Source organism: Dolomitihabitans soli (genome assembly GCF_022213955.1).
GTDB lineage: Bacteria > Actinomycetota > Actinomycetes > Streptosporangiales > Streptosporangiaceae > Streptosporangium_A > Streptosporangium_A soli.
Genome location: NZ_JAKNTW010000005.1, coordinates 357,123 through 382,751 on the forward strand (window position 1 = coordinate 357,123; position 25,629 = coordinate 382,751).

The following is a 25,629-nucleotide window of genomic DNA, read 5'->3' on the forward strand; positions in this document are numbered from 1 at the left end:
CCTCGCGGAAGAGGATCTCTGGGCGTAACGTGGCGGTATGCGGGAGGCACGCGCGGATGATGCTCGGAGCCAGGCCAGGCGGTTGGTCAATGATCTCTTCGGAGAGGAGCAGCCGACCGGTGGGGCGCTGGTGGGCGAGGCGAGGGCGGCACTCGGTGCGGAGCGGACGGCGCGGTGTGCCGAACTGGCCAGATGGGCGCCGCTGACCCGGCGTTCGGCGGAGCTGGCGTCGCTGGCGAGCCTGCTGGTCGGCACCCGCGACCTCGGGTCCGGCTGGTGGGAGCGGGGCCGGGGCGTCAAGCTGCCGGCCCCGGACGAGGTCCTGGCCACCAGCACGGCGATCGAGCCGTGGACCGACCTCACCGTGCTGGAGATGCTGGCCGCCTGGATCGCCGACGACGCCGCCGACGCGCGGTGGGGCCCGGCGGTGGCGACCGCCGACCTGAACTCCTGGCAGGCCGAGGACCGGATCGAGCTTCCGGAGGGGGCCGAGCCGGAGCAGCGGCTGGTGGTGGGCTTCGACGCGGGCGGCCGGCTCGACGCGGTGGTGGTGCGCAGGGCGGACGAGGAACTCGGTTCCAATCTCGACTTCGCCTCGCTCAGATACTCGCCCCCGGCCGAGGCCCAGTGGAGCTGGGGAGTGGCCGCCGGGCTGGGGCCGCACCCGCTCCCCGGCGAGGAGCCCGACCCTTACGCGGAGCCGGTCGAGCCGGGCGCCGCCGAGCCGCTGCGCGCCTGGGCGCTCCGCCACGGGGCCACGGTCGAGCAGGCGGGGCCGCCGTGGCGGTTCAAGGGTGAGGTGATCGCCGCCATCGAGCGGGTCGACTGGATGTGGCGCAGCGGCGAGTGGTTCGCCTGGTGGCGGGCCGTCTCGGCGCTCGTCGACGGCGACGGACCGCAACTCGCCGCCCGTCTCGACGACATCGAGGACGCCTCCTGACCTCACGTCGTCTTCGACGGACCAGGTTGGTTTAGGCGGGAAGACGTGGGAGATTGCCTCCGAGCATCCGAATCTTCGCCATGGGAGGCCCCAATGTCCGCTCCGCCGACCGAGAAGCCGCTGCCGCTGGAGCCGGCCGAGAGGACGTCGGCGCTGGAGGCGATGATGGTGTCCGACGACCTGACGGCGGCGCAGGCGGACGCGTCGCGGTGGCGGTACGGGTTCTACGTGGTGATCACCGGGCTGGTGGTGGTGCTGGTCGCGTTCGGGGCCGCGGTGTTCGCCAGCGCCGACTTCGCGACGCTGTTCGCCGGGGTGTGCGGGGTGGCGGGCACGATCACCGGGGCGTACTTCGGCGTCCAGGCCGGACAGTCGGGCAAGGCCCGGACCGACCTGCAGCTCCAGCGCTCCCACGAGCTGTCGGTACGGCTCGCGGCCCACGTCGGGGCGCACAACGCCTCCCAGGTGATCAACGAGGTGATGGGCTCTCCGCGCAAGTCCTAGCGGTGTTCGCGGGGGGCTTCGCCCGCCGCGAGAGCGCCACCGCCGGCAGGGCTGCCAACGCGAGGAGGCCGCCGAACCACATCGCGCCAGACGGGCCGGCGGCGTCCACCACCAGGCCGCCGACCAGCGCGCCGAGCGCGATCGCCAGGTTGAAGGCGAAGACGAACAACGCGGAACTCGCCTCCGGGTTCTGCGGCGCCGACGAGACCATCCAGGTCTGCAGGGAGACGGAGACACCGCCGTAGGCCAGGCCCCACACGACGAGCAGGGCGATCACCCCGGCCGTTCCCGGGCCGAGCGCCGGGATGAGCGGCATCGCGGCGGCCAGCAGGACGATGATCGTGAGGAGCGTGCCGCGCAGGTCGCGCGGCGCGGCCCAGCCCGCCGCGAAGTTGCCGGCGACCCCGGCGACGCCGTACACCAGGAGGAGTGCGCTGATCAGGCCTTGCGCGACGCCCGAGACGTCGCGCAGCACGGGTGTCACGTAGGTGTAGGCCGCGAAGTGGCCGGTCACGACGAGGGCGGTGGTGATCAGGCCGGCCCGCAGGCGGGGGTCGCCGAGGGGGCCGGTGAGCTGGCGGAACCGGATCGGCTGGGCGGTGGGCAGCGGCGGCACCAGCAGGGCGATCGCCGCGAGCACGGCCAGGGACAGGATTCCCATCGCGGTGAACGCGGCCCGCCACCCGGCGACCTCGCCGATCAGGCTGCCGGCGGGGACTCCGGCCACGGACGCCACCGAGATCCCGCTGAAGATCATCGCGGTGGCGGTGCCGACCGACCGCTCGGGCACCAGCCGTACGGCGAGGCCGACCGCGATCGCCCAGAAACCGCCGACGGTCACCCCCGACAGCACCCGGGCGAGCAGCATGACGGGAAAGGACGGCGACAGCGCGGCGAGCAGGTTGGCCGCCGCCAGCAGTGAGATCAGCACGCCGAGCACCAGACGGCGATCGAGCCGACCGGCCGCCACGGTGACGGCGGGGGCGGCGAACGCGGCGACCAGACCGGGCACCGTCACCATCAGGCCCGCCCGGCCGTCGGAGACGTCGAGGGTGGCGCCGATCGAGCTGAGCAGCCCGACCGGCAGCATCTCGGTGGTGACGACGGCGAAGGTCCCGACGGACACCGATATGACGGCGAGCCAGTACATGAGCGGCGATCGAGTCGTTGCAGGCATGGCTCCCACCCTTCAGCCGTCCCACCTGGGGAACAACGCCGAAGATCGAATCATTGGATCAGTGGGGCTTATCGATCGAGGGAGTGCGTGGTGGGCGGGCTGGAGATCAGGGAACTGGAGTGCTTTCTCGCGCTGAGCGAGGAGTTGCACTTCGGCCGGGCGGCGGAGCGGATGTACGTGTCCCAGGCACGGGTCAGCCAGTTGCTGCGGTCGCTGGAGACGCGGGTCGGGGCGCGGCTGTTCGAGCGCACCAGCCGCCGGGTGCGGCTGACCCCCCTCGGCACCCGGTTCCTCGCGGACCTGAGTCCCGCCTACGACTCGCTCAGGCAGGCCGTCGAGTCGGCGACGGCGGCGGCCCGAGGGGTCACGGGGGTGCTGCGGGCCGGGTTCGTCGGCACGCCGCACCAGATCGTGATGGAGATCGTCGCAGCGTTCCAGGCAAGGCATCCCGGTTCGGCGGTGGAGGTCTGCGAGATGCCGTTCAGCGACCCGTTCGGGCCGATGCTGCGGGGCGAGGTCGATGTGGCCTTCGTGTGCGAACCGGTGGCGGAACCCGGGCTGGTCCTCGGCGCGAAGGTGAACAGCGAGCCGCAGTCGCTCGCCGTCTCCACCCGGCACCCGTTCGCCGGCCGGGTGTCGATCTCCGCCGAAGAACTGGCCGACTGCCGGTTCGTCCAGATCGCCGAGCCCGCGCCGCCGTACTGGCGGGAGCTCTTCTCGCCCACCGTCACCCCCGGCGGGCGGCCGGTGCCGCGCGGGCCGGTGGCGGCGACCATGCAGGAGGGGTTGTGCCTGATCGCGGCCAATCAGGGGGTGCTGGTGCTGTGCGCGCTGACCGCCGACTATCACAGCCGCCCGGACATCGTCTTCGTCCCCGTGGAGGGACTGCCCAGGTCGATGCTGTCCCTGGTCTGGCACGCGGACGGTGAGACCGCCATGGTGCGAGCCTTCCGCCAGGTCACGGCCGAGCGGGTCAGCGGCGAGGTGCTCCAAGGCGGGCCGATGATTTCGGCATAGTCCGCCGAATCGCGGGTGCCCGGCAGGTGGGTAGACACCATTGCATGCGCAGCGTCCGAATCGGCGTCGACACCGGGGGCACGTTCACCGACGTGGTCGTGGTCGACGAGCAGACCGGTGAGATCATCACGACCAAGACCCCGTCGACGCCCGCCGATCCCGCGGAAGGGTTCCTCGCGGGCATCGAGAAGATCATGTCAGGTGCCGGCCCGTACGAGGTGGCGGGCATCGTGCACGGGACCACGGTGGCGACCAACCAGCTGCTCGAAGACCGGATCGAGGACCTCGGTTTCGTCACCACCGAGGGGTTCGAGTTCATCCTGGAGATCGCCAGGCAGAGTGTCCCCGACGGCTACGGCAACTCCTACTTCTGGGTCAAACCGCCCCGGATCGTGCCCGTGGAGCGGGTCAGGACCGTCGGCGGCCGGCTCGATCATCTCGGGCGGGAGGTCCGCCCGTTCGACGAGGAGCAGGCCGCGAGCGTGGCCGGGTGGTTCCGCGAGCGGGGGATCACCGCGATCGGCGTGTGCTTCCTGCACTCCTACGCCAATCCCGAACACGAGCTGCGGATGCGCGAAGTGCTGGCCAGGGAGCACCCCGCGGCGGTCGTCTCGCTGTCCAGCGACGTCCTGCGCGAGTACCGGGAGTACGAGCGGTCGGTCACCACGCTGGTCGACGCGGCGGTCAAGCCGACCATGCGGCGCTACATCGCCAACCTGTCCGAACGCCTGCAGACCTCGTTCTCGGTGATGAAGAGCAACGGCGGCATGCTGTCCGCCGCCGAGGTCGTGCACCAGCCGATCACCACGGTCCTGTCGGGGCCCGCCGCCGGAGCCCTGGGCGCGGCTCTGATCGCCGGTACGGCGGGGCACGGCTCCGTGATCACCCTTGACGGCGGCGGCACCTCGACGGACGTCGCGGTGGTGATCGAGGGGGAGCCGTCGCTGACCACCGAGGGCGCGATCGGGCGGTACCCGTGCAAGATCCCGATGATCGACATCGGCACGGTGGGCGCGGGCGGCGGCTCGGTCGCCTGGATCTCGCCCGAGGGCACCCTCAAGGTCGGCCCGAAGTCGGCCGGCGCCGACCCCGGTCCGCTCTGCTACGGCAGGGGCGGCAGCGAGGTCACCGTCACCGACGCCCATGTCTTCCTCGGCAGGGTGCCGCCGCACCTGCTCGGCGGCGAGATCCCGCTCGACGCGGCCGCGGCCGCCGGTGGGATCCAGGAGCTGGCGGCCAAGCTGGGCCTGACCCCCGAGCGCACGGCGACCGGGATCCTGGAGATCAGCGCCTTCAACCAGTCGAACGCGATCCGGCGGCTCACCGTCAAACGCGGCCTCGACGTGCGCGACTTCCCGCTCGTCACGTTCGGCGGCTCGGGGCCGCTGCTGGCCTGCCGGCTGATGGACATCCTGTCGCTGCCCGCCGTCATCGTGCCGCGCGACCCGGGCAACGTCTCGGCGTACGGCCTGCTCACCGTGGACGTCAAGAACGACTACGTGCGCACCTTCGTCACCCGTGACCTGGCCCCCGCGACCGCCGCCGTCGTCTACGCCGACCTGGAGGCGCAGGCGGCCGAGGCGCTCGACCGCGAGGGCTTCCCCCGCGAGCGCCACGTCTACGCCCGCAGCGCCGACCTCCGCTACTACGGCCAGGCGTACGAGGTCCGCGTCCCCGCTCCCGGCGGCCCCATCGACGACGCCTGGCGCTCGGCGGTCCTGTCCCGCTTCCACACCGCCCACCAGAGCCTGTACGGCTACGCCTACCACGACGATCCCCGGCACAGCCCCGAATGGGTCAACCTCCGCGTCTCCGCCATCGGTCCGACGACCCACCCGGCCCCCCGCTTCGCCCCGCCGCCCCCCGCCGCCGGCCCGCCGCGCAGCCGTCCCGTCTTCTTCGACACCCGGGAGGACACCCCCGTCCACCAGCGGGCGGACCTCCCGCCGGGCGCCCGCGTCACGGGCCCCGCCGTGATCGAGGAGTACGGCTCCACGCTGCCCCTGCACCCCGGCTTCACCGCCACCGTCGACGACCACGGGAACCTGACGATCCGCAGGGAGCAAGCATGATCATCGATCCCATCCTGGTGGAGATCGTGGAAGGCACCCTCGCCTCCGTCGAGCAGGAGGTCGAGACGGCCATCGCCCGTACGGCCCGCTCTCCGATGATCCGTGACGCCCACGACTTCCGCGCCGGAATCCACGACGCCCGCCTGCGCAAGCTGACCGGCAGGTCCTACTCCGCCCTGGTCCAGCCGGTGGTCAGGGACTTCCCGATCGAGGAGATGCACCCGGGCGACGTCTACTTCCACAACGACGTCTACCTCTCCGAGGGCGGCATCGGCCATCTGCCCGACCTGTGCGTCACCGTCCCCGTCTTCCACGACGGCGCGGTGGTCGCCTTCGTCCAGGCGTTCGGCCACCATGACGACATCGGCGGGGCCGTACCGGGTTCCATGCCGTCGCACGCGACCAGCGTGTTCGAGGAGGGGCTGATGGTCCCCCCGATCAAGCTGTGGGACCGCGGCGTGCCCAACCGCGCGGCCCTGACGATCATGACGCGCAACTCCCGGATGCCCGACTCCCTCGCCGGCGACCTCGACGCCGAGTGCTCCGCCTGCCTGATGGGCGCCCGCCGCCTGGCCGAGCTGTTCGACCGGTACGGCAGGGCGGCGGTGGAGTCGTGCTTCGACGCGATCATCGCCAAGACGACGGAGACGTTCCGCCGCGAACTGCTCACCAAGATCCCGGAAGGCGTCCACGTCTGGGAGGACTACGCCGAGCACGACGGGGTCGATCCGCCCCGGCTGCACGCCCAGCGGATCACGCTCACCGTCGACCACGCCGCACCCGAGCCGCTGACCATCGACTTCACCGGTACCTCGCCCCAGGCCAAGGGCCCGATCAACCACGCGGGCGACTACGCCGACGGGGTCTTCCTGAAGAAGTGGCTGGCCCCGATCCTGCGCAACCTGGCCGACACTCCCGAGCGGATGGCCGAGCTGGACGTCAACGAGGGCGTCGTGCCCCTTATAAAGATGATTTTTCCGGATAAGGGGACTTTGCTCACCCCGATCTTCCCCGCCCCCACCAACGCCCGTACCTTCGTCATCCTGCGCCTGCTCGGCGTGCTCGCGGGCGTCCTGGCCAAGGCCACCGGCGGCCGGATGCCCGCCGACCAGGAGACGATCCGCTACACCGGCGTGTACGGCACGGCCGCCGACGGCACGCCGTACCTCATGCGCGAGGTCCTCGGCGGCGGCTCCGGCGGACGCTGGTACGCCGACGGCGAGGACACCATCCACGTGGTGCCCGACTCGCGCAACATCCCCGTCGAGTTCGCCGAGTCGCGCTGGCCGTTCCGGGTCGAGCGGCTGGGCCTGGCGGTCGACAGCGGCGGCCCCGGGCTCTTCCGCGGCGGGCTCGGCTACGACAAGCACCTGCGGATGCTCCGCGACGCCTCGTTCATGTCGATCGCCGACCGTGCCATCCTGGCCTGCTGGGGCGTCAACGGCGGCCGTGCCGGACGCCCGTTCCTGGTGACCGTCGACGGCGAGGAGATGGACGGCCTGGTCGACGACTCACCCGTACGGCAGGGCCAGGTGATCCGGATCCGGACCACCGGGGGCGGCGGCTGGGGCTCGCCGTACGAGCGCGATCCCGCGCTGGTCGCCGCCGACGTCCGCGACGGCAAGGTGTCGCCCGGCGGCGCCCGCGACGACTACGGCGTGGCCCTGCGCGACGACCTCACCGTGGACGAGGCGGTCACCGCCCGCCTGCGCGCCCACCCCCCGTCCCCCGCCTTCTTCGACCGCGGTCCCGGCTACCCCCGCCTCTCAGGCGGCAGCCCGCACGCCGACGTCGATCGCATATCCGAGGAATGAACACGTTCTGTAAAGACGTGATGCGTATCAGGGACCTGATTCCACCTCGGCTCAGGGTTCGCAGGCAGAAGTCGGAAGCAGAACCGCTCATCTGGATGCCGGACATTGTCGCCGGCGCCGCCTCGTTGGCGGAGGCCGGACAAGAACGGTTCTGGAAAGAACTGGGGGCGGGAGTGGTCATGGAGCGATGCTCTATTGGATGACCTTGAACAACGCGAAGCCCGGGCTTCCGTCGTCCGGCGGTCCACCCGGGCTCACTTCCTCTCCCCTCAGCGAGGGGCGGCAACCTCAATGTACCCACTCGGGCACTCGCTGTCACCTGAACAACGCGAAGCCCGGGCTTCCGTCGTCCGGCGGTCCACCCGGGCTCACTTCCAGTTCCCCCCGTAGGAGGCGGCCAGCCTAGATTACGACGGCGGGAGTCCGGTGGGGATGGGTTTGAGTGTCGTCGATGTGGCCGGTGGGTGGAACAGGGGGTGTGGACGAGAGCGGGGTTCGGGCAGGATCGAGGGTAGGTGTCCGGGCCCACCACCGGGCGCGATGGGGGCACCTGGCAGGCTGGGGCAGGCGAACGCACTACTGCGATTCGGCTAGGCTCGGCGACCACCACAGGAGGCTGATCTTGCAGGGACCTCTCGCCGACATCGTCGTGCTCGATCTCTCGCGCGCGCTGGCAGGACCACACGCCGCCCAGATGCTGGGCGATCTCGGAGCCAAGGTCGTCAAGGTGGAGCATCCCGACGGAGGCGACGAGTCTCGGGGATGGGGCCCGCCGTTCGTCGGCCCAGATCACGACATATCCACCTACTTCCTGGCGAGCAATCGCAACAAGGAGTCGCTCGCCGTCGACCTGAAGTCGCCCGAGGGCAAGACCCTCATCGAGCGGCTCGTACGGCAGAGCGACGTGCTGATCGAGAACTTCCGGACCGGCGTCCTCGACCGGCTCGGCTTCCCCGTCGAGCGGCTGCACGAGCTCAACCCGCGCCTCGTGGTGTTGTCGATCACCGGGTTCGGGCACGACGGTCCCGAGGGCGGCCGGCCGGGATACGACCAGATCGCCCAGGGCGAGGCGGGGCTGATGAGCCTCACCGGGCCCTCCCCGGCGGAGCCGTACCGGGTCGGCGCCTCGATCGGCGACATCCTCGCGGGCATGTACGGCGCGTACGGCGTGGTCGCCGCGTTGCACGAGCGGGAGCGGACCGGGCGGGGCACGGTCGTGCGCACCTCGCTGCTCGCCGCGATCACCGGCGTGCACGCCTACCACGCGACCGCGTGGACGGTCGGCGGCGTGGTGCCCCGCGCCAACGGCAACCACCATGCCAGCATCGCCCCCTACGGTGCCTTCCGATGCGCCGACGGCATGCTCCAGATCGCCGCCGCAAATGACTCACAATGGAGAAAAGTCGCCCCTCTTCTCGACATCGACCCGGAAATGCCGAAATATGCGACAAATAGGGAGAGATTTGCGCACCGGGAGGAGTTGATCGCCGACATGGAGAAGGCACTGGCCGCGCACGACCGCGCCCACTGGCTCGCCGAGCTGGCCACGCTCGGCGTCCCCGCGGGCGCGATCCGCACCCTCGACGAGGTCTACGAATGGGAGCAGACCCGCTCCCAGGGCCTCATCGTCGACGTCGAGCACCCCGTTCTCGGCCGGATCAGCCTGCCGGGGCCGCCCCTGCGCTTCGACGGCGCGCCGGCCGTCGAACACACCGCCCCGCCCGCGCTCGGCCAGGATGGTGAGGCGGTGCTCGCCTGGCTGGAGGAGCGGGAGCGGTGAGCCTGCCGCAGCGCCCCGACGCCCGCACGCTGATCGAGGTCGTGCTCGACCCCGGCTCCTGGAAGAGCTGGGACGCGCCGCCGGTGGACCCGGCCGAGCCGGGCTCCTCCTATGCCGAGGAGCTCGCCGCCGCGCGGGCCAAGACGTCGTACGACGAGTCGGTGGTGACCGGCGAAGGGCTGCTCGACGGGCGCAGGGTCGCCGTGGTGGCCTGTGAGTTCTCCTTCCTCGCCGGGTCCATCGGGGTGGCCGCGGCCGAGCGGCTGGTGCGGGCGGTCGAGCGGGCCACCCGCGAGCGGCTGCCGCTGCTGGCCGCCCCGGCCTCCGGCGGCACCCGGATGCAGGAGGGCGCGCTCGCCTTCACCCAGATGGTCAAGATCACCGCTGCGGTGTCCCTGCACAAGGACGCCGGCCTGCCGTACATCGTCTATCTGCGGCACCCCACCACCGGCGGGGTCTTCGCGTCCTGGGGCTCGCTCGGGCACGTGACCGCCGCCGAGCCGGGCGCGCTGATCGGGTTCCTCGGGCCCCGCGTCTTCGAGTCGCTGCACGGTTATCCCTTTCCCGAGGGCGTGCAGGTCGCGGAGAACCTCTTCACGCACGGCCTGGTCGACGCGGTCGTCTCGGCCGAGGAGGCCCGGCAGCTCGCCGTCCGGGCGCTCGCGGTGCTGTGCGGGCCGCGGGAGGGGCTGCCGGTGGGCCCCGAGCCGGTCGCGCCGGTACGGCCGGTCGAGGCGTGGGAGGCCATCAGCCGATCGCGCCGCGACGACCGGCCCGGCGTGCGTGCCGTGCTCAAGCTCGGCGCCTCCGACGTGACCCCGCTCAACGGCACCGGCACGGGGGAGAACGACCCGGGACTGCTGCTGGCCCTGGCCAGGTTCGGCGCGGCGCCCGCAGTGGTGCTCGGCCAGGACCGGAACCGGCAGCGGGCGGTCGCCCCGCTCGGGCCGGCCGGCCTGCGGGTCGCCAGGCGCGGCATGAAACTGGCCTCCGACCTCGGCCTGCCCCTGGTGACCGTGATCGACACCGGTGGCGCGGCGCTGTCCAAGACGGCCGAGGAGGGCGGCCTCGCGGGTGAGATCGCCCGATCGCTGGCCGACATGGTCATGCTCGACGCCCCGACGGTGTGCCTGATCCTCGGCGAGGGTGCGGGCGGCGCGGCGCTCGCCCTGCTGCCCGCCGACCGGGTGCTCGCGGCCCAGCACGGCTGGCTCTCCCCGCTGCCCCCGGAGGGCGCTTCCGCGATCCTCTACCGCAGCGTCGACTTCGCCCCCGAGATCGCCGCCGCCCAGGGAGTGCGGGCGGCCGATCTGCAACGCGACGGGATCATCGACAGGATCGTCCCCGAACTCCCCGACGCCGCCTATGAGCCCGAGGCGTTCTGCGCGCGGATCGCCGCCGCCCTGGAGTACGAGATCGCGGGGCTGCTCGGCCGCCGGCCCGCCGACCGCCTGGCGGTCCGCCTCGACCGCTACCGGAGGCTAGGACTCTGACTCGGTGAGCGGGACCCGGGTGCGCTCGATGCGGATCGAGAAGACCTCCTCGCGGGGGACGACCACCTCGTAGGCGCCGTGGTCGACCATCCAGTAGCCGAGGGTCTCGGCCTTGGTGCCGCTGTGCCCGGTGTAGGCGATGTGCAGGCCGTCCTCGTCCTCGTCGAGGACCACGCACGGCTCGCCGCCGAACGCGCCGACGGTGCGGATCATCACCAGCCAGGTCAGCTCCGCCCGGGTGACGACCCTGCGCCAGTAGCCGGCGACGTCGGTGAAACCCTCGTGGGCCTCCTCGCTGAACAGCACCACGTCGTCGAAGCCGCCGCCCAGCGCGGCGGCGTAGGTCTGGTCGCCGAGATGGGCGACGAATCCGGAGGCGACCGGTTCGAGCTCGGCGCTCATGCGGCCCGCCGCCAGGTGAGGCCGTCGTAGACGCCGAAAGGGCGCTCCGTGCCAGGGGTGACGCAGACGATCTCGGCGCCGGCCGGGATCGGCATCGGCACGGTGTGGAACTGGAGCACGACATGGTCACGGGAGGTGGTGAAGCCGTTGCCGGCGAAAGGGGGTGCATCGCTCCAGTCGCCGCCCATGTGCGGGCCGTACGGCACGACGTAGGTGTCGACGTCGCGCGCCTCCCACTTGACGAGGTAGAGCTCGGGCACGTCGGCGGTCAGTTCGGAACCCTCGAAGCCCAGGTCGAGGGCATGGAAGTAGTGCTTGGGCGTGGTCAGCCTGGTGCAGTCCTGTGCGCGGTAGACGTAGCCGGAGATCACGTTGCGTTTACCGGAGAGATACGGGACGAGCAGCCGGGGGGGAATGACCTTTAACATCAGCGTTCTCTTACCCGGCTCGTTCACAGGAATCAGTTTACGATCGCTTGACGCCCAGGACGCGGTGTTCCAGGCAGGGAAGGGTGGCCCTGATCTCGGCGGTGGCGGCCGCGTCGACCGTGCAGGTCCGCACCCCGGCCAAGGGGCCCATGTCGCAGCGGACCACGCCGAGCGGATCGACGAGCATGCTGCGGCCCACCCCGAAGCCGTCTTTGCTCTCCGCGCTCGGGGCCTGCCCGACGGCGGCGGTCCACATGGTGTTCTCGATCGCGCGGGCCCGGACCAGGGTGATCCAGTGGTCCTCCTTCATCGGGCCGGAACCCCAGGCGGCGATCACCGCGAACAGTTCGGCGCCTTGGTCGACCAGATCCCTGGCCAGTTCGGGGAAGCGGACGTCGTAGCAGGTGATCAGCCCGACCCGGAGCCCGGCGAGCTCCACCACGGTGGCGGAGTCGCCCGGCGCGACCAGGTCGGACTCGCGCGCCCCGAAGGAGTTGTACAGGTGGATCTTCCGGTAGGCCGCCTTGATCTCGCCCGACTCGTCGATCGCGACCGCGGTGTTGTGCACCCGGCCCGCATTCGGCTCGAACACCCCGGCGATCACCGCGATGCCGTGGGCGGCGGCGGCCTCGGCGAGGCCGGTGACGAACGGCCCGCCGAGCGGCTGGGCCAGCTCGACGATCCGCTTGCCGAACCTGGTCAGCGTCGCCTCGGGGAAGATCGCCAGCTTGGCGCCGCCCGCCGCGGCCTCGGCGATCGCCCGGACGGCCCGCTCCAGGTTGACCTCGGGGTCGACGGAGACGGGGATCTGGCACAGTGCGAGAGTCGTCACCGGTCCACCCTATTGGGAACCCATGCCCCCCAGGTAAGGCACCTCCACACCCATTCCAGCGGGCCGTACCTGAACCTGGCGAGCCACCAGCGGGACGCCGCGACCTGCGCGGCGAGCGCCACCACGCTGAGGACGACCCCGGCCAGGCGGGTGCGATCGGCGGCCAGCAACGGCAGCGCCAGCAGGATGATCGGCGTGCTGAGCACGTAGTTGGTCAGGGCCATGCGGCCGAGCGGAGCGAGCACGGCGATGAGGGCGCCGCGCATCGGGGTGCGGAGCAGGATCAGCAGCCCCGTGACGTACGCGACCGCGGTGACCAGGCCCGCCATCGGGTAGACCGCCGCGACGAACGTGCGGGAGTCGCCGCCGGTGAGCACCCACAGGGTGGTGAGCGCGGCCCCGAGCGGGGCGCTGACCAGGAAGACGGGCACCACCAGCCGGGGAGACGGCCGATACTCCGTCGCGGCCGCCCCCAGCAGGAACAGTCCCGGGATCAGGATCACCCCGCCGCCCTGCCCGGCCGCCCACGCGGTCGCGGCGACGCCGAGGACCAGCACGGCGAGCCGGGGCAGAAACGCGGCGGGTAGCAGCACCGCCAGACCGAAGGCCGCGTACGGCAGGAGCACCTCGCCGGGGTTGACGGCGGTGTGCAGGACGCCGAAGCCGGCCAGCACGACGAGCCGCCGGAACAGCGCCCACCGGTCGTCGTCCGTGGAGCGCAGGAACAACACCAGGCTGACGCCGAACAGGAAGGAGAAGATCGGGTAGAACCTGCTCTGCAGGAGGTTCTCCGCGACCCAGTCGACGGGGACGTCCGGCTGGCCCTTGAAGGCGTCGTTCGGCTGCTGCCAGGAGTTCACCAGCATGATTCCGCACAGCGCGAAGCCGCGGACAGCGTCCAGTTCGTGGATGCGCCCGGCCTTCTCCTGGCGGGTCAGCTCGGCCAGCCCGACCACCCGTACACGGCGGAGATCACACAATGCAGGCTAGTCCACCGGATAGGCGTCCAGGTGCCCGCACATCCCCATCCGGGCCTCGGGTCCGGCCTTGCGCACCCTCGCCTCGCGCAGGTGGGACAGGTCGCCCCGGCGGAGGCCGGCGAGGTGTCCGCGGGTCTCCTCGGCGGCGGCCAGCGCGCCCGCCCGCCACCGGTCCTCCAGCGCGTCGAGGCTGGGCGCGATCAGGCGGGAGGCGGCCAGGTGGAAGTCGCCGACCGCCTTGCGGCCGTTCCTGCGGAGGTCGAGGAAGCCCTGGATGGCCAGGTCCCGCCGGGGACGCGGGTCGGCCGCCGCGGCCCTGCCGTACGCCTCCGGGTCGGCGAGGACGGGAGCGGGGAAGGTGAACACCGAGTCGCCCGCCTCGGGGAGGCCGTCGTTCTGCATGATGACGACGAGCCGCAGGCGGCCGTCGAAGGTGAGCAGGCGGTGGATCGTGCCGGGCGGGACCGACACGACGTCGCCCGGTTCCAGGGGGGTCTCGGCGTAGCCGGAGAGCGTCAGGGTCTGCACCGCGCCCGAGCCGCCGATGACGACGTACGCCTCCGTGCAGGCCAGGTGCATGTGCGGGGAGCCGCCGCACAGGCCGTCGGTCGTCGGCCAGTCGTAGACGCGCAGGCCGGAGACGCCCACACCACCTGGAAAGAACAATGCCTGCCCCTTTCGCCGTCGGGGATTCCCGCCTCTTCCTGCATGGATCGGATGTATGAAACTTTCGGTTAGATCTTGAGAAGTTTCGCTGGCCAACGTATGTGGTGATCTCGGCAGCGTCAATGCCACGGCTTCGCGCACGACAGGACGAGGCCGCCGGATCATGGTGAGACCCGACGGGCGGACTCGCGGGGTCATCCGAGCCGAACGCCGCCTCCGGTGCGGGCGTGTCACCCTGCGCGGCGGGTTTCTCCCAGGTCCTGGCCGGAGGGCGCGCACTCGCCGGCGGGGCGTCCCCGGGTCAGCGGGCGAAGGGGGCGGTGCTGTCGCGGACGACGAGGTCGGTGGAGAGCTCCACGCGGCGGGTCTCCGGGGGCTCGCCGCGGGACATGGCGAGAACCATGCGGGTGGCCAGGGCGGACATCTCCTGGAGGGGCTGGCGGACGGTCGTCAGCGGCGGCCAGGCGGACCTGGCCAGCGGGAGGTCGTCGAAGCCGACGACGCTGAGGTCGTCGGGGACGCGCAGGCCGCGGCGGCGGGCGGCCTCGAAGACGCCGAACGCCTGCATGTCGCTGCCCGCGAAGATCGCGGTCGGCGGTTCGGGAAGGTCGAGCAGCGCGTGGGCCTGCTCGTGGCCCGAGCCGACGAGGAAGTCGCCGTAACGGATCAGGTCGGGGTCGACGTCCAGACCGGCGGTCTCCAGGGCGGCGCGGTAACCGTCTATGCGCGCCCGGCTGCACAGCATGTCGGGCGGTCCGCCGATCACCGCGATCCGCCGGTGTCCCCACTCCAGGAGGTGCCGGGTGGCGGCCAGCCCGCCCTGCCAGTTGGTGGCGCCGACCGAGGCCACGTCGGGGCCGGGCTCTCCCTCGGGATCGACGACGACGAACGGGATCTTCCGGGCGCCGAGCTGGCCGTGCTGCACGGGGGACAGGCGGGAGGCCACTATCACCACCCCGTCGGTACGGCGGGCCGCGATGCGGTCGAGCAGGTCGCGGCCGGGCCCGGAGTGCGTGTGCATCACCGAGATCACCACGCTGGCCTCGGCCTCGTGGGCGGCGGTCTCGGCGCCCCTGATGACCTCCATCGCCCACGGGCTCTCTATCTCGGCGAAGACGAGGTCGATCAGCCCGACGGGACCGTCGCCCTGCCCGCCGCGCCGTTGGTAGCCGTGCTTGTGGAGCAGCTTCTCCACCCGGCGGCGAGTGTCGGGGGCGACCTCGGGCCTGCCGTTGATCACCTTCGAGACCGTGGGGACCGAGACACCGGCCTCCTCCGCGATCAGCGCGATCGTGACCCGCCGTTTCACTGCCATGCGGAGAATTCTAGCCGAAAACTTTCGGGGGCATTGACGTCGGCCTCTCACCAGACGAGCGTGACTTGTGGGAGCGCTCCCGTTTCATCCTATTGACCGGGGCACGATGGTTGCGTACGCTCCGGATCACGAAATATTCGGTATATTATCGAAAGTTTCACACGCCAGGAGCGGTCCATCAGCGAAGATCTCGCCACAAGAGGAGAGTTGATGCTCGACAACCAGGTGGCCCTGCGCGTCTCGGGATCCCGCCTCGTCGACGCGGCGGGCAGCCCGGTACGGCTGCGCGGTGTCGGCCTCGGGGGCTGGATGAACATGGAGAACTTCATCACCGGTTATCCCGCCAACGAGGGCACCATGCGCACCGCCGTCCGCGAGGTCCTCGGCGAGGAACGCTACGAGCTCTTCTTCGACCGGCTGCTGACCGCGTTCTTCGGCGAGCGCGACGCGGAGCTGCTCGCGGGGATGGGGGTGAACTGCGTCCGGATCCCGATCAACTACCGGCACTTCGAGTCGGACGAGCGGCCCATGGAGATCATCGAGGACGGGTTCCGCCACCTGGACCGGGTGATCGACCTGTGCGCGGCCGAGGGCATCTACAGCGTCATCGACCTGCACGCGCTGCCCGGCTCGCAGAACCAGCACTGGCACTCCGACAACCCCACCCACATCGCCGCGTTCTGGCAGCACCGCCACTTCCAGGACCGGGTGGTGCACCTGTGGGAGGCCATCGCCGACAGATACCGCGACCATCCCTGGGTGGCCGGCTACAACCCGGTGAACGAGCCGGGCGACCCGAGCGGCAAGGTGATCGGCCCGTTCTACGACCGGCTGGTCAAGGCCGTGCGCGACGCCGACCCCGGGCACGTCCTGTTCATGGACGGCAACACCTACTCCACCGACTTCTCGGTCTTCCGCGAGGTGTACGCCAACACGGTCTTCGTCTGCCACGACTACGCGCTGGCCGGGTTCGCGCACGGCGGGCCGTACCCCGGTCACACGCGTGGTGAGTGGTGCGACCGCGCGCAGCTGGAGCAGGCCTTCGAGAAGCGGACCCGGTTCCAGCGCGAGACCGGGACCCCGCTGTGGGTGGGCGAGTTCGGGCCGGTCTACACCGGCGACCCCGTCGTCGACGCGCAGCGGTACCAGATCCTCGCCGACCAGCTCGACATCTACGACGCGCACGACGCCGGCTGGTCGATCTGGACCTACAAGGACGTCGGCCTGCAGGGGCTGGTGCACGCCACGGGCCCCTACCTTGAGCGGTTCGGGCCGTTCATCGAGAAGAAGCGGCGGCTCGGCGCCGACCGGTGGGGCTCGACGATGGAGGAGTCGTCCGGCGTCCTCGGGCCGCTGCACGAGATGCTGGAGACGGAGTTCCCCGCCTGGCACCCCTACCCGTGGGGAGCCCGCTACCAGATCGACGACCTGATCAGGCACGTCCTCATCGCGCAGGCCCTGGTCCCGGAGTACGCGGAGCTGCTGCGGGGGTTGCCGGACGAGGAACTGCTCGCCCTGGCCGACTCCTTCGCGTTGCCCGCCTGCACGCGCAGGCAACCCCTGATCGACCTGCTCGCCGGCAGCCTCGGCCGCTGAACCGAAGGAGCCCCCCGATGCGCACCCTCCGCCTGTGGGCGGCGGCTCTCCTGTTATGCGTGGCGCCCGTGGTGGCGCCGGCCCAGGCGAACGCCGTACAGATCGAGAAGCACGACTTCGAGGACGGCACCGCCCACGGCTGGGGTCCCCGGGGCGACGGCGTGTCCGTGACGGTCACCGGCGCGGCGGCGCACACGGGTACGCGCGCGCTGCTCGTCGACGGCCGCACCGCCACCTGGCACGGCGCGAGCGTCGACGCGCTGCCGTTCCTCGACGTGGGCGTCACCTACACCGTGACGGCCCACGCCCGCCTGGTGAGCGGGCAGCCGTCCAGCACCGTCGCGCTCACCGCGCAGCGCACGCCGGACGGCGGGACCACCGCCTACGAGCGGGTGGCGGCGGGCACCGTCACCGACGCGGCCTGGGTGGAGCTGTCCGGCGAGTACACCTACGGCGCGGCCTCCAGCGAACTGCTGCTCTACGCGGAGAGTTCGGACGCCACCTCCCGCTACTACCTCGACGACATCACGATCACGGCCGACGAGGATCCCGGGCAGAGCGGGCTGAGCACCGACTTCGAGTCGGGAACCGCCCAGGGCTGGACCCCCCGCGCGTCGGCGGCGCTCGCGGTGACCGGTGAGACGGCGCACGGCGGCACCCGCAGCCTGGCGGTCACCGGCCGCTCGGCCTCCTGGGACGGCCCGTCGCTCAAGGTCCTCGGCAGGATGAACAAGGGCTCGAAGTACGCCCTGTCGGTGTGGGTACGGCTCGGCCCGGACGTGACCTCCGGCGACCTCGGCCTCTCCCTCGAACGCCGGACGGCGGGCGAGCCCGTCTACGAGCGGGTGGCGGCGCCCAAGGCGATCACCGCCGGCGAGTGGACGCGGCTCACGGGCACCTACACGCTGGCGCACGACGTCGACTTCCTGGCCGTCTACGTCGAGTCCGGGACCGGCACGTTCCCCTTCCTGCTCGACGACTTCGCCCTCTCCTACATCGAGCCCAAGCCGATCCAGACCGACATCCCCGACGCCGCGGACGGCCTGCCGTTCGAGCTGGGGACCGCCGTCGAGCGCGCCGCGACCCTGGGCGAGCACGGTGAGCTGCTGCTCAAGCACTTCTCCAGCATGACGCCGGGCAACGACCTGAAGTGGGAGGCCACCGAGCCGCGCGAGGGCGAGTTCACCTTCGCCGAGGCCGACCACCTGGTGGGCTTCGCGGAGCAGCACGGCCTGAAGTTCCGCGGTCACACGCTCGCCTGGCACAGCCAGACGCCCGCGTGGGTGTTCGAAGGGCTGGAGGCGACCCCGGAGGACAAGGCGCTGCTGCTCAGCAGGCTGGAGAAGCACATCAGGGCGGTGGCGGGAAGGTACCGGGGCAAGATCGACGCCTGGGACGTGGTGAACGAGGTCATCGACGAGAACCAGCCGGACGGCCTGCGCCGCAGCAGATGGTTCGAGATCACCGGGCTCGACTACATCCGCACGGCCTTCCGGGTGGCCCGCGAGGCCGATCCGGACGCCAAGCTGTTCATCAACGACTACAACACCGAATACCCGCGCAAACGGGAGGCCCTGCACGCCCTCGTGGCCAAGCTGCGCGCCGAGGGCGTGCCCATCGACGGCGTCGGCCACCAGCTGCACGTCAACATCGAGCAGGCGCCCGCGGCGGAGATCGAGAAGACCATCGAGCGGTTCGCCGATCTGGGCGTCGACCAGCACGTCACCGAGCTGGACGTGAGCGTCTACACCGACTTCGTCCAGTCCTACCCGGAGATCTCCCCGGAACTGTTCAACGAGCAGGGCCACCGGTACAAGGAGCTCTTCGACGTCTTCCGCCGCCAGTCGGACCGGCTGAGCTCGGTCACGGTCTGGGGCCTGGCCGACGACGGCACCTGGCTGTCGACCTTCCCCATCACACGGCTCAACCCGCCGCTGCTCTTCGACGACGAACTCCAGGCCAAGCCCGCCTACTGGGGCGTCGTCGATCCCGCGAAGCTGGCCCCGCTGGTGCGCGAGCTGAGCGCGCCCGAGGCGGGCGTGCGGATCGACGGCAAGCGCGAGCTCGAATGGGACCTGCTCCCCGACACGCCGATCGCCAGGCAGGGCGAGCTGTCCGCCGGGTTCCAGGCACGCTGGTCCGCCTCCGGGGTCGCGGTGCTCGCCGAGGTGCGGGATCCGTCGTACGGCAAGGCGGACACGGTGACCGTGCGGGCGGGCGGCACCGACTACGTGGTCAGGCGTGGTGGCACGCACGCAGGAGGGTTCAAGGCGCACGTGAAGAAGGTGGACGGCGGGTACCGGGTGGAGGCGCTGCTGCCGGTCACGCTGGGGGAGCCGGTGCCGTGGCGAGTCACGGTGACGTCCGGTGGTGATGAAATTTCATGGAATGGGCGACTTAAGGCGATAAATCGGGTGAAAGTGGCGTCTGCGCCCGGCGGGACGCCGACCCTCGACGGCGTCGAGGAGGCCGTCTGGGCCGCCGCTCCCGCGATCACGACGGCCACCGTGATCGAGGGCGCCCCGAAGGCCGTCGCCAAGGTCAAGGCCCTGTGGTCGCCCGGCCGCCTGCACGTCCTGGCCAAGGTCACCGACGACGACCTCAGCGCGGAGTCGGCGAACGCCTGGGAGCAGGACTCCGTCGAGTTCTTCGTCGACCCCGGCAACGGCAAGACCAAGGGCTACGACGATGACGACGGCCAGTACCGGATCGGCTTCACCGGCAGGCAGACCGTCGGCGGCACCTTCGACGCCTTCGCCATCAAGGACAACCTGACCTCGGCGGCCAGGCAGGTGCCCGGCGGCTACGTCATCGAGGCGACGATCGCACTGCCCACCGTACGGCTCGCCAGGGACGCCCTGCTCGGCTTCGACGTCCAGGTCAACGACGCCACCGGGCCGGCCCGCACCGGGGCCGCGACCTGGCACGACGCCGGCGGCCGGTCCTACCTCAGCACGGCCGGCTGGGGCGTGCTACGCCTGACCAGATGACGGGACCGTGGCCCCGCCCCATGGCGGCGCGGGGCCACGATCGTCCCCAGGGGCGGCCCTGCGAAGGATCTCCGGTCTCGGGGCTGGGGACGATGATGGCCGACCCCGCGCCGGACCGCCACGGACCTCCCGAACGGCCCCAGGTATCACGGGCGCGGGTTCGGACTTCCCCCCTTTCTCCATGCGCGCGTGTACCGGGATCGAATACGCCTGTCACCCTCTGGCGCGGGTCAGATGCCTCGTGCGATCGAGTCCATGAGTCGTTGCCCGGCCGCATGGGCTTGCGCCGGGAGCAGGCCGCGCAGCGGGCCGTCGATGAGGAGGACGGCCAAGCCGTGCACGGCGGGCCAGACGAAGTATTCCGCGCCGGGGCGGCGCTCGGCCGGCAGGACGCCGCTCTCGACGAGGTCGTCCAGCGCGGTGCTCAGGAGTTGGAACGCCGTCACGCCGCCGGCTTCGGTGCTGGATCCGGCTTCGGTGCCGACCATGTCGGTGGTGGAGAACGCGGCGCGGAACAGTCCCGGTTCGGCCTGGGCGAAGCGCAGGTAGCCGGTGACGAGGGCCAGGATGCGGCCGTACCCGGGCACGGCCGGGACACCGGCCGGTTCGTCCTCCGGTTCGCTCTCCATGGCGACGGCCAGCCGGGCCAGCGCCACCTGGGAGACGGCGCGAAGAAGGGCACGACGATCCGCGAAGTGGCGGTAGGCGGCGTTCGGGACCACGCCTGCCCGCCGGGTGGCCTCGCGCAGGACCACCGCCTCCGGGCCGCTTTCGCGGGCCAGGTCGACGCCGGCCTCTATCAGCGCGTTGCGCAGATCGCCGTGGCGGTAGGTGCTCCGTTTCGGCGCTTCGGCAGGGGAAACCATCACCACTCCCTTATGTGGACGGCATCCACTTAAGTGTGTAGCCTACAGGACGTCCGCCCGTCGGCGGTGTCGCTCGTAGCGGCACCGAAAATGTGGACATCGTACACAAGTCCAGGGCGGCCTGACCCGTTCATCCTGCGGCGCCCGTGCCCGGCCCGGAGCCGCCACCACACGACACGTACGGAGAACTCATGGATGACGCGGTCCGGCTTGAGGCACTGACCAGGTCATACGGATCCGGCGACCGGGCGACGGTCGCGCTGCGCGAGGTCCACCTGCGCTTTCCCCAGGGAGGCTTCACCGCCATCATGGGGCCGTCCGGGTCGGGGAAGTCGACGCTGCTGCAGTGCGCCGCCGGCTTGGACCGGCCCACCTCCGGCCGGGTGTTCATCGACGGGAAGGACCTCACGGGACTGAGCGAGACCGCGCTCACCGAACTGCGGCGCGAGTCGGTCGGGTTCGTCTTCCAGGCGTTCAACCTGCTGCCCTCACTCACCGCGGAGCAGAACGTGGGGCTACCGATCCGGCTGGCCGGGCACAGGCCCGACCGGCGGGCGGTACGGCAGGCCCTCGCCCAGGTGGGACTGGCGAACAAAGGGGGTAGCCGCCCCGGTCAGCTCTCCGGCGGCCAGCAGCAGCGCGTCGCCATCGCCCGCGCCCTGGTCACCCGGCCGGCCGTACTCTTCGCCGACGAACCGACCGGTGCGCTGGACCTCACCGCCGGACGCGAACTCCTGGGCGTGCTGCGCGACCTGGTCGACGACCCGGCGGACGGCCGGCCGGCCACGGTGATCATGGTCACGCACGATCCGAACGTCGCGTCGGCCGCGGACCGGGTGGTGTTCCTCGCCGACGGCCGGGTGGCCGGCGAACTGCCGGCACCCGCGCCCGAAGCGGTCGCCGCGCGGATGACGGATCTGGCGGTGTCGCGATGATCAGGCTGGCCGTGCAGACGCTGCGGGCCCGGTGGGTGTCGCTCCTCGGCACCGTCGTGGCGCTGGTGCTGGGAGTCGCCCAGGTCACCGCGATGGGCATCCTGCTGATGACCATGATCGATCCGCCAGACCGGCCCGTGGAACGGTTCGCCCAGGCCCCGGCGGTGGTGCTGGCCTCCGATCCGGCATGGGACCCCGCCCGGCACGACCTCGGCGTCCGCTCGTGGGCAGCGGCCAAGGGCATCTCCGCGGACCTGCGGCGGAAGGTCGCCGCCACCGGTGAGACCGTGGTGGACCGGGCCTTCTACGCCCAGCTCGAAAACGGCTCCAAGGACCAGGTCGGGCACCCGTGGCCGGTGGCGCGGTTCGGTGGTCACGCGTTGCGGGACGGCCGGCCGCCCTCCTCCGGCAAGGAGATAGTCGTCGCCTCCGGCCAGGCGCGGACCGGGGACCAGGTGACCGTCATGACCGCCGCGGGCGTCACCCGGTACACCGTGAGCGGCACCGTCTCCCCGGTGGGCTGGGAGGAGGCGATCTTCTTCGACGAAGCAGAGGCGGCCAGGCTCTCCCCGCGCATCGAGGCCCTGGTGGCGCTCGGCCCGCTCGACAGGGTGCGTGCGGCCGTCGGCGGAGAGGCCGAGGTGCTCACCGGGCAGGATCGCCACCGGGCGGACGCCAGTGCGGCGCGCGACCGCGAGACCCTGGACAACACCGTCACGCTGCTGCCGGTGATGGCCATCGTGGCGGGCACCACGGCGATCTTCGTGGTGGCCTCCACCTTCGCGTTCGCGGTGATCCAGCGCCGCCGCGAGATCGCCCTGCTCCGTATCGTCGGCGCCACCCCCGGGCAGGTGCGCGGCATGGTGCGGAACGAGGCGCTGCTCGTCGGCGTCCTCGCCTCGGCGGTCGGCACGGCACTCGGCCTGCTCGGCGCCCAACTGCTCGCCGACCTGCTCATCACGATGGGCATCTCCCCACCCTGGTTCGGGGTCGAACCCTCCCTGACCTGGCCGGTGCTGGCGCCGATCGCCGTCGCGTTCGTGGTCGGCGTCGTGGTGGCGCTCGGCGGGGCGGTCTTCGCCGCTCGGCGTGCGGGAGTCGTCCGGCCTGTCGAGGCGCTGGACGCGGCGGTCGTCGACGACCCCGGGACGACCCCGGGCAGGCTGTTGCTCGGGGCGGCCGGGCTGGCCTGCGGCGTCGGGTGGACCGCCTGGATCGCCGTCGGCGAGCCGGACCGTGTGCTCTCGCCCACCACCTACGTCCTGTCGCTGATGGTTCCGGTGCTGGCGGCCGCGGTGCTCGCACCGCTCGCCGTCCGGCCGCTCACCATGGTGCTGATGTGGCCGTTCCGGCGATCGCCCGGACCCACCGCCATGCTGGTGCGCGCGAGCGTGCTGACCTCGCGGCGGCGCGTCGCCGCCACGGCCGCGCCGATCCTGCTCACCGTCGGGCTGGCGGGTTCGCTGTTCGCCGCCACGGACTCGCTCGGCGCCGCACGCGACAACGGTCTGCGGAACCAGGTGCGATCGCAGTACGCCCTCGCCCCCGACGGCACCCCGGGGATCAGCCCGCAGGTGATCGACCGGGTCTCCCGCATCGGCGGCGTGCGGATCGCGGCCCCGATCCTCACCACCGTCTACACCCGAGACGAGGGCCGGCTGGAGGAGAACGACGGGCTCGTCGTGGATGCCGCCGCGCTGAGGCGCACGATGGACCTGAAGGTGGTCGACGGCTCGCTGGACGACCTCGATGAGGACAGCGTGGCCGTCGCCGAGGTCTGGGGCATGCGGGTCGGCTCGACGTGGAAGGTCTTGATGGCCGATGGCGAAGAGGCCGACCTGGTGGTCGCCGCCACCTACCGGGCGATGCGCGGTGAGGACGTCGCCTACCTCCCCCAGCGGTTCGCGAAGAGCGCCGCCTACGCTCGCGACGGGCTCGCGCGGCGTGCCTACATCTCTCTGGATTCCGGCACCGACCCGGCCGCCGCCACCGCCGCGATCAGCCGGGCGATCAGTGGCACCGGAGCGATCTTCATGACCAGGGATCAACTGGTCGCGTCGGAGAGCGCGTACGCGCGGCATCTCACCGAGGTACGGCAGCGCTCCACCGCCGTGATCGTCATGCTGTTCTGCTTCATCGCGATTCTCAACACCCTGCTCATGGCGACCGCCGACCGGCGGCGTGACCTCGCGGTGCTCCGGATGGCAGGCGCCACGCCGAAACAGGTCATGACGTTCTTCGTCGCCGAATCGCTGCTGGTGGCCGCCCTCGGCCTGGTGCTCGCCCTGGTGGCGAGCGCGATCAATCTGGCCGGTCTGTGGGGGGCGTTGCTGCAGTTGTTCGGCGCGACGCCCATTGTGGTGCCCTACACCCTCGTCATCGGCGTCGCGGTCGTGTCCACGCTGCTCGCCGTGGTCGGCACCGTGCTGCCCGTCGGAGCGGCGTTGCGCAAGGCCGCGTCTCCGTTCCGCGCCTCCTGACGTCTCGCGCCCGGGCATTGCCGCACCCGAGGTGTGCGGCCTGAGGCTGATCGGATGACGGAACCGTGGCCCCACCCTGGTACGGAGCAGGGGCGGGGCCACGATTTCGCCGGAGGTCGCCGAGCGCGGGACGGGGGATCAGGTCGAGTCGCGGACCACCAGACGGGTGGGCAGGACCGTCGGGGGCGGGGCCTCGCCCGCCGTACCGTCGATCATCGCGACCAGCGCGGCGGCGGCCGAGGTGCCGAACCCCGCCTTGTCCTGGGCGACGGTCGTCAGCCCCGGGCGCACCAGGGCCGCCAGCTCGATGTCGTCGTAGCCGACCAGCGCGATGTCCTCGGGCACCTTGAGGCCGGCCTCCGTGATGGCCCGCAGCGCGCCCACGGCCATCTCGTCGCCGGCCACGAAGACCGCGCGGGGACGCTCGTCGAGGTCGAGCAGGCGGCACATGGCGGCCTGACCGCCCGCGAGGTAGAAGTCGCCGTCGACCACCAGTTCCGCGCGGTACGGCAGGCCGAGGGCGGCCAGCTGCTCGCGGTAGCCGGCCAGCCGCTCGGCTCCGGGACGGGTGGTGGCGGGGCCGGTGATCGTGGCGATGGAGCCGTGTCCCCTGGCGTACAGGTGCGCGACCGCGCTGCGTGCCCCGCCCGCGTTGTCGGAGATCACATAGGTCGCCCGGGGCCCCGAGACCGGGCGGTCCAGCGACACACAGGGCACTCCGGACGCGGCCAGATGGTGCAGCGCCGGGTCCTGCCGGCCATTGTCTATGAAGACGACGCCGTCCAGGTTGTGCCTTGTGACGGCGCGTGAATAAATGTCGGGGCCGGGAATCTCCGAGCCGCTCGTGGCGAGCAGGAGAAGGTGATATCCCCGGGCGCTCAGAGCGGTTTTCAGGCCGATCAGTATTTCCTGCAGGAACGGGTGGCGCCAGCCGGGGCGGCGATGGTCGGTGTCCCAGATCAGCCCGACCATGTGCGACTTCTTGGTGGCGAGCGTGCGCGCCGACTCGTTCGGCTGGTAGCCGAGGTCCGCCGCGACACGGAGCACGTGCTCTCGGGTCTCCTGGTTCACCACCTCCGGGTTGTTGAAGACGCGGGAGACAGTTGCCACCGACACGTCGGCAAGGCGTGCGAGCTCTCGGATCGTTGCCACGGTCACACGCTATCGCATCCCTTGTAACCGGTTTCATGTAACCGGTTTCATGGACGCTAGCGTTTGATGGAATGTTCGTCAACCCCCTCTGTTGGTTATTCGTAAGGGACTTGACAGTCGGTGGTTTGGCATTGTGCAATCGACCTCGAATTCGGTCGCTCCCGTTGCCCGGCGACCGGTCGCATCCCTT

At 71.3% G+C, this 25,629-nt stretch carries 20 protein-coding genes; 11 read left to right on the forward strand and 9 right to left on the reverse strand.

The window, feature by feature from the left end:
* Positions 1–37 precede the first annotated feature (37 nt).
* Positions 38–940, forward strand: coding sequence for a hypothetical protein (locus MBA17_RS12520; RefSeq protein WP_238496569.1), 903 nt, complete (start codon positions 38–40; stop codon positions 938–940).
* A 93-nt stretch (positions 941–1,033) separates the two neighbouring features.
* Positions 1,034–1,444, forward strand: coding sequence for a hypothetical protein (locus MBA17_RS12525; RefSeq protein WP_238496570.1), 411 nt, complete (start codon positions 1,034–1,036; stop codon positions 1,442–1,444).
* Here MBA17_RS12525 and MBA17_RS12530 read toward each other — a convergent pair.
* Positions 1,410–2,621, reverse strand: a complete 1,212-nt coding sequence (locus MBA17_RS12530; protein ID WP_238496571.1) for an MFS transporter — start codon at positions 2,619–2,621, stop codon at positions 1,410–1,412. The two genes, MBA17_RS12525 and MBA17_RS12530, sit on opposite strands and share 35 nt — an antisense overlap.
* A gap of 90 nt (positions 2,622–2,711) precedes the next feature.
* Here MBA17_RS12530 and MBA17_RS12535 point away from each other — a divergent pair, with 90 nt between their 5' ends.
* From MBA17_RS12535 to MBA17_RS12555, 5 genes are all read left to right on the forward strand, one after another.
* The gene (locus tag MBA17_RS12535) at positions 2,712–3,638 is read left to right on the forward strand and encodes a LysR family transcriptional regulator (protein ID WP_238496572.1); all 927 of its coding nucleotides are present in this window, start codon (positions 2,712–2,714) and stop codon (positions 3,636–3,638) included.
* 44 nt (positions 3,639–3,682) lie between these two features.
* The gene (locus MBA17_RS12540; protein ID WP_238496573.1) at positions 3,683–5,710 is read left to right on the forward strand and encodes a hydantoinase/oxoprolinase family protein; all 2,028 of its coding nucleotides are present in this window, start codon (positions 3,683–3,685) and stop codon (positions 5,708–5,710) included.
* The gene (locus tag MBA17_RS12545; protein WP_238496574.1) at positions 5,707–7,524 is read left to right on the forward strand and encodes a hydantoinase B/oxoprolinase family protein; all 1,818 of its coding nucleotides are present in this window, start codon (positions 5,707–5,709) and stop codon (positions 7,522–7,524) included. The genes MBA17_RS12540 and MBA17_RS12545 overlap by 4 nt, the downstream gene beginning before the upstream one ends.
* 622 nt (positions 7,525–8,146) lie before the next feature.
* A complete protein-coding gene (locus MBA17_RS12550) occupies positions 8,147–9,304 on the forward strand; it encodes a CaiB/BaiF CoA transferase family protein (RefSeq protein ID WP_238496575.1) in 1,158 nt (385 codons plus the stop codon).
* A 2-nt stretch (positions 9,305–9,306) separates the two neighbouring features.
* Positions 9,307–10,797 carry a carboxyl transferase domain-containing protein gene (locus MBA17_RS12555; RefSeq protein ID WP_274385349.1) on the forward strand — a complete coding sequence of 497 codons (1,491 nt, stop codon included), beginning with the start codon at positions 9,307–9,309 and terminating at the stop codon, positions 10,795–10,797.
* Here MBA17_RS12555 and MBA17_RS12560 read toward each other — a convergent pair.
* The 6 genes from MBA17_RS12560 to MBA17_RS12585 form a co-directional block, all read right to left on the reverse strand.
* Entirely contained in the window at positions 10,786–11,199 is a 414-nt protein-coding gene (locus tag MBA17_RS12560) for a hypothetical protein (RefSeq protein ID WP_238496577.1), read from the reverse strand. The genes MBA17_RS12555 and MBA17_RS12560 overlap by 12 nt on opposite strands.
* Positions 11,196–11,627, reverse strand: a complete 432-nt coding sequence (locus MBA17_RS12565) for a hypothetical protein (RefSeq protein ID WP_238496578.1) — start codon at positions 11,625–11,627, stop codon at positions 11,196–11,198. Before MBA17_RS12565 ends, MBA17_RS12560 begins: the two co-directional genes overlap by 4 nt.
* 37 nt (positions 11,628–11,664) lie before the next feature.
* Positions 11,665–12,459 carry a carbon-nitrogen hydrolase family protein gene (locus MBA17_RS12570; RefSeq protein ID WP_238496579.1) on the reverse strand — a complete coding sequence of 265 codons (795 nt, stop codon included), beginning with the start codon at positions 12,457–12,459 and terminating at the stop codon, positions 11,665–11,667.
* The gene (locus MBA17_RS12575; protein ID WP_238496580.1) at positions 12,456–13,415 is read right to left on the reverse strand and encodes a DUF418 domain-containing protein; all 960 of its coding nucleotides are present in this window, start codon (positions 13,413–13,415) and stop codon (positions 12,456–12,458) included. The genes MBA17_RS12570 and MBA17_RS12575 overlap by 4 nt, the downstream gene beginning before the upstream one ends.
* 30 nt (positions 13,416–13,445) lie before the next feature.
* Positions 13,446–14,105: a cupin domain-containing protein gene (locus tag MBA17_RS12580; protein WP_238496581.1), complete on the reverse strand. Its 660-nt coding sequence runs from the start codon at positions 14,103–14,105 to the stop codon at positions 13,446–13,448.
* 301 nt (positions 14,106–14,406) lie between these two features.
* A complete protein-coding gene (locus MBA17_RS12585; RefSeq protein ID WP_238496582.1) occupies positions 14,407–15,420 on the reverse strand; it encodes a LacI family DNA-binding transcriptional regulator in 1,014 nt (337 codons plus the stop codon).
* Between the two features lie 210 nt (positions 15,421–15,630).
* On the opposite strand from MBA17_RS12585, the gene MBA17_RS12590 reads away from it, so the two are divergent.
* Together MBA17_RS12590 and MBA17_RS12595 are read left to right on the forward strand one after the other, a co-directional pair.
* A complete protein-coding gene (locus tag MBA17_RS12590; RefSeq protein WP_238496583.1) occupies positions 15,631–17,016 on the forward strand; it encodes a glycoside hydrolase family 5 protein in 1,386 nt (461 codons plus the stop codon).
* A 17-nt stretch (positions 17,017–17,033) separates the two neighbouring features.
* Positions 17,034–20,006: an endo-1,4-beta-xylanase gene (locus MBA17_RS12595; protein WP_238496584.1), complete on the forward strand. Its 2,973-nt coding sequence runs from the start codon at positions 17,034–17,036 to the stop codon at positions 20,004–20,006.
* Between the two features lie 230 nt (positions 20,007–20,236).
* Here MBA17_RS12595 and MBA17_RS12600 read toward each other — a convergent pair whose 3' ends face one another.
* Entirely contained in the window at positions 20,237–20,872 is a 636-nt protein-coding gene (locus MBA17_RS12600; protein ID WP_238496585.1) for a TetR/AcrR family transcriptional regulator, read from the reverse strand.
* A 191-nt stretch (positions 20,873–21,063) separates the two neighbouring features.
* Here MBA17_RS12600 and MBA17_RS12605 point away from each other — a divergent pair, with 191 nt between their 5' ends.
* Both MBA17_RS12605 and MBA17_RS12610 read left to right on the forward strand, forming a co-directional pair.
* The gene (locus tag MBA17_RS12605) at positions 21,064–21,807 is read left to right on the forward strand and encodes an ABC transporter ATP-binding protein (protein WP_238496586.1); all 744 of its coding nucleotides are present in this window, start codon (positions 21,064–21,066) and stop codon (positions 21,805–21,807) included.
* Positions 21,804–24,287, forward strand: a complete 2,484-nt coding sequence (locus MBA17_RS12610; protein ID WP_238496587.1) for an ABC transporter permease — start codon at positions 21,804–21,806, stop codon at positions 24,285–24,287. The genes MBA17_RS12605 and MBA17_RS12610 overlap by 4 nt, the downstream gene beginning before the upstream one ends.
* 138 nt (positions 24,288–24,425) lie before the next feature.
* Here the strand turns inward: MBA17_RS12610 and MBA17_RS12615 are convergent, their stop codons facing one another.
* Entirely contained in the window at positions 24,426–25,439 is a 1,014-nt protein-coding gene (locus MBA17_RS12615) for a LacI family DNA-binding transcriptional regulator (protein ID WP_238496588.1), read from the reverse strand.
* Positions 25,440–25,629: the final 190 nt, after the last annotated feature.